At 57.4% G+C, this 4,098-nt stretch carries 2 protein-coding genes; both read right to left on the reverse strand.

Annotation, left to right across the window (positions count from 1 at the left end):
- The coding region (locus DWY89_RS14045; RefSeq protein ID WP_147353343.1) for a CD1108 family mobile element protein at nt 1-1,391 on the reverse strand (1,391 nt) is incomplete at its 3' end.
- A gap of 279 nt (nt 1,392-1,670) precedes the next feature.
- Entirely contained in the window at nt 1,671-3,938 is a 2,268-nt protein-coding gene (locus DWY89_RS14055; protein WP_118524775.1) for a VirB4-like conjugal transfer ATPase, CD1110 family, read from the reverse strand.
- Nucleotides 3,939-4,098 lie beyond the last annotated feature (160 nt).

Below are 4,098 nucleotides of genomic sequence, written 5' to 3' on the forward strand. Positions count from 1 at the left end.
CCCGAACAGTCAAAGGAGGTGGACGGGCTGGAGCCGCCCCACACATAGGGCCAGCCGATGTACTTTGTGGCTTCTTCCATGAGCGCCGCAAAAGCCGGGTCATCCAGTGCCTCGCCGGGTATCTCATAGCTGGGGCCGGTATCTTCGCCGCCGTTGTAAATCCCCTCCCACAGATAGGGCTTGTTGCCTTTGAGCTGCTGCATAACGGTGTATATCTGCCTCTGCTGTTCGTCAAGCCTCGGCAGGATCACGGCGGGCAGCGTCTTGTTTGTGAGGGTCACATTTAAGATGTAATACTCATAGGGGACTTCCTCGGTGGTGGTTTCCCCGGTCTCCGGGTCGGTGCTGGTTTCGGTGCGGTAGCGTATCTCGACTTCCTCCGTCAAGGTCAGCTCATACTGTGCCTTGAAGATCTCCCGCAGTTCGTCCTGCACCTGTTCCCGGAAATACACATGGTACTTTGCAGAGAGATAGGACGCCAGCTCATAGGGGTTATGGCCGATCTCGTCCACGGAATAGCGGTACTCGTCATAGCCGGGATGGGTGCTTTCGATGTTCGTTACCGTCTGCGCCAGCTCGTTTTCCAGCGCTGTGTAGTCCTCGTCCGCCCCCAGCAGGTCCGTATCCTCCGAGGCGTAGGAGGTGCCGGATAACGCATTGGCAAGGCCGCTGCCAAGCGTGGGGAAAATGGAACTTACCGCCGACACAAGAAAACAGAGCAGCAACAGCAGGAGCAGGACCAGCACCGCCACGGGATGACGGGTCACAAACTGCGCCGCCCGACGGGTCGCAGTTCCCGAAGCGGCAGCGGTTTTCTTTGCGGTCTTTGCGCCCTGTTTTGCAGCCGCCTTTGCTTCTTTGGAATACCGGCGTTTCAGTTTCCATTTCTGCTGCACACGGGAAAGCGGATTGCTGGCAAGCTCCGGGTGCTCGGAGGCCATCTTCTGAAAATCCATATTGGCCCGGGCTTTTATGTCCTTCCGTTCCCATTTTGCCACCTTCCGGGCCGGGTGCTCCCGCCAGCGGCGTTTGGCATACCGGGTCAGTTTCCGGGCTCCGGCCTCGGCCACAAGTTCCGACTTATGGGCTCCTTCCACACCCACATTTTCATGCTCAACTTCGTGGATCTTGTTGTGGACATAGAACCATGCTTCTGTACGGGCTCCCCGGACAGCTTTCTTCGCAAGCCCCGGCGGCTTCTGCGCCGCCCGTTTCGCCTCGACCTTATCCAGCTTCTCCCGGGCCTTTCCCAGCTTTTCCCCGGCGCGCTCCGCTTTGGCCTGCGCCTTCTGGTACTTGTCCTTTTTACTCCCAGCCTTCTCGGCGGAGCCCTCCGGCTCCTGTGCCCTGCCGGTATCCTGCGGCCTGCTCGCTTCATCCTCCTGCCTCATGCGGTCAGAGGGACGGCTTTTGCGGCTGTCCTCTTGAAACTTGCCGCTTTTGGACTTCGGGCCATCATGGCCCGAAGGACTGTCCTGCCCGGCATCCTCGTCCTCAAACCGCAGACGTCGGGACGGTACGGGGGAAGGTCCTTCCCGTTCTGCCGGTCCGGGGCGATTGTCCCCGGTATCCTCCGTCGGCCCCGGCCTTTGAAAATTCCGTTTGTCCGGTTTCTTTCCGATAATGTATCCCTCCTTTCCAAACCTCGGGCCATCATGGCCCGAAGTGTGTTACGCCCGGTTCATTTCCTGTTTTTTGTCCTCCGGGCGGGTGGTCATAATGGCGTACAGCTCGGTGTTCTGCGGGAAGCGGTCAACAAACGGGATGGTGGTGTTCCCGAAGAACAGCAGCCCTTCGCCGGAATTGGTATGGGTCACATAGGAAAGCTGGTGGGGGCTGATCCCAAGCTGTTTGGCTAAAATCTGCCGGTCCCCCTGTGCCTGCGAGAGCAGCACAAGGAAGTCCGAGTTTTCAAAGATGTTCTCGATCTCCGGGCTTGCCAGAAAATCCTTTACATTCTGCGTTAAAGCACTCGGAACGCACCCTTTTTTTCGCAGCATTTTCCAGATCGCCACACAATAGCTTGCCGTCAGACGGTCACGGAGCAGCACATGAAATTCGTCAAAGTAACACCATGTGGCGATACCGCGGAGGAAATTCATGGACACCTGCGAGTTTACCAAGTCCTGCATAATGAGCATGGCAATCGTCCGAAGCCCGGCCCCCAGCTTTTTTAAGTCAAGGCATACCAGACGGCGGTTTAAGTCCACATTGGTTTCATGGTTGAACACGTTAAGGGAGCCCGACACATAAATTTCAAGGGCCGTCGCCAGCCGCACCGCCTCGCCCTCCGGCTGGGAACAGAGCAGGTCATACAGGGTTTGGAGGGTCGGCATTTTGCTTGTTTCCGGGTCCTGCAAGTGTTCCCGGTACATCTGGCGCACACAGCGGTCAATGACGGTACGCTCCACCGGCTGCAAGCCGTCCTTGCCGCCGACGATCAGCTCCATCAGCGACAGGATAAAGTCGGCTTTCAGTGCCATCGGGTTTTCCTCGTCAAAGCTCAAATCAATGTCCATCGGATTGATGTGGTGGGGGCTGTCCGGTGCGATCTCGATGACCTGTCCGCCCAGCCGCCTGATAAGGGGCGAGTATTCGCCCATCGGGTCCACCACGATAATGCGGTCTTTTGTGGCAAGGAACACGTTCACAAGCTCCCGCTTTGCGGCGAAGGATTTACCGGAGCCCGGCACACCGAGGAACAGGCCGTTGGGGTTTTTGAGCTTTTTCCGGTTTGCCATGATGACGTTATGGGAAAGGGCGTTGAGCCCGTAATAGACGGCTTCGCCATCCATGCGGAGCTCCTGCGTCATAAAGGGAACGAAAATGGCCGTGGAGCTGGTCGTCATGCCGCGCTTGATCTCAATGCCGTTATGGCCCAGCGGAAGGCTGGAAAGAAAACCGTCCTCCTGCTGGAAGTCCAGCCGCTTCAAGGTGCAGTTGTATTTCTGGACGATACCGGACACCGTGAACAGGTCGTTGTCCAGCTCCCGGCGGGTCGGGGCCATGTTTACCACAAGGAAGGTCAGAAGGAACATTCTTTCATTCCGGCTCTGTAAATCTTCCAAGAGGGTCTTTGCGTCGTTGCTGTACGTTACAAGGTCAGGCGGGAGTATGTCCATGTCGTACCCTGACCGGGCTGCCTTTTTTTGTTCCTCCACTTTCATCTTGTCAATGTCGGAGACTTTGGCCTTGATGGATTTTACGGCGGCGGCCTGATCGACGGTCTGGATATGGAGGGTAATGGTCATTTCCGCATCCATTTCCAAAAGCTCCGCCAGCAGCTTGTCCGAGAGCTCCGAGGCCAAAATCTGCAAGTAAGAGTCAGCGTCCCAGGTCGCCCCCACCCGGAACAGTCGGCTGAAACGGAAATCGAAGCTGTCCGGGGCGATAAAGTCTTTGGTGGAAATCCCGGTTTTGGGGATCATATCCCATGAAAACCGGAAGGGGGAGCCGCTGCCGGGGTGGAGTTGCCCGTGAAGAAGCTCCAGCCGTTCCAGCCCCGAAAGGGAACGGCACTTGACGCCCAGCTTTTTGAAGTTCCCGCAAATGTCCGCCTCTACACGTTCCAGCCTTGCCCTGGCGGTGGAAAGGTCGTCCACGTTCACGCCGAAGGTCAGGAGCTTTGTGCGGACAATGCCGTTGTTGCTTTTGGCGATCTGGTTTTCCAGCATTTCCACATACTCACACCGGACGCTGTTGTAATCATCGTCCTGCATGGGGATGTTCACGCTGTACCGGCTGCCCGGGCGGCTCCGGTGGTTGAGGAAGGAAAGCTGGAACGGAAGGCTGCTGTCAAAGTAGTTGAGGCAGGCACTCCACCCGTCAAAGATGGCTGCCTGATCTTCGGACTGTGCGAGCTGGTAGTTGATGTCCTCGTATTCAATGGTTTTGGTGTAATAGCGGTCCGCTACCCGGCACACCCCGTCCCGGTACATTTCCCGGTAAGGGAGGGTCTGCTGGGCGGTGGTGGGAATGTTCTTTCCTTTCGTGAACAGGCCGGTAAGGCCCTGCTTTTCAGGCTTTCTGCCTGCGGGCTTTCCGGCCCTTCTGCTGTTTCGCAATCGGCTGCGCCTCCTTTCTGGCGCTAAGCAGCGC

It is taken from the genome of Clostridium sp. AF27-5AA, assembly GCF_003478415.1.
In the GTDB taxonomy this organism is placed as follows: Bacteria; Bacillota; Clostridia; order Lachnospirales; family Lachnospiraceae; genus Otoolea; species Otoolea fessa.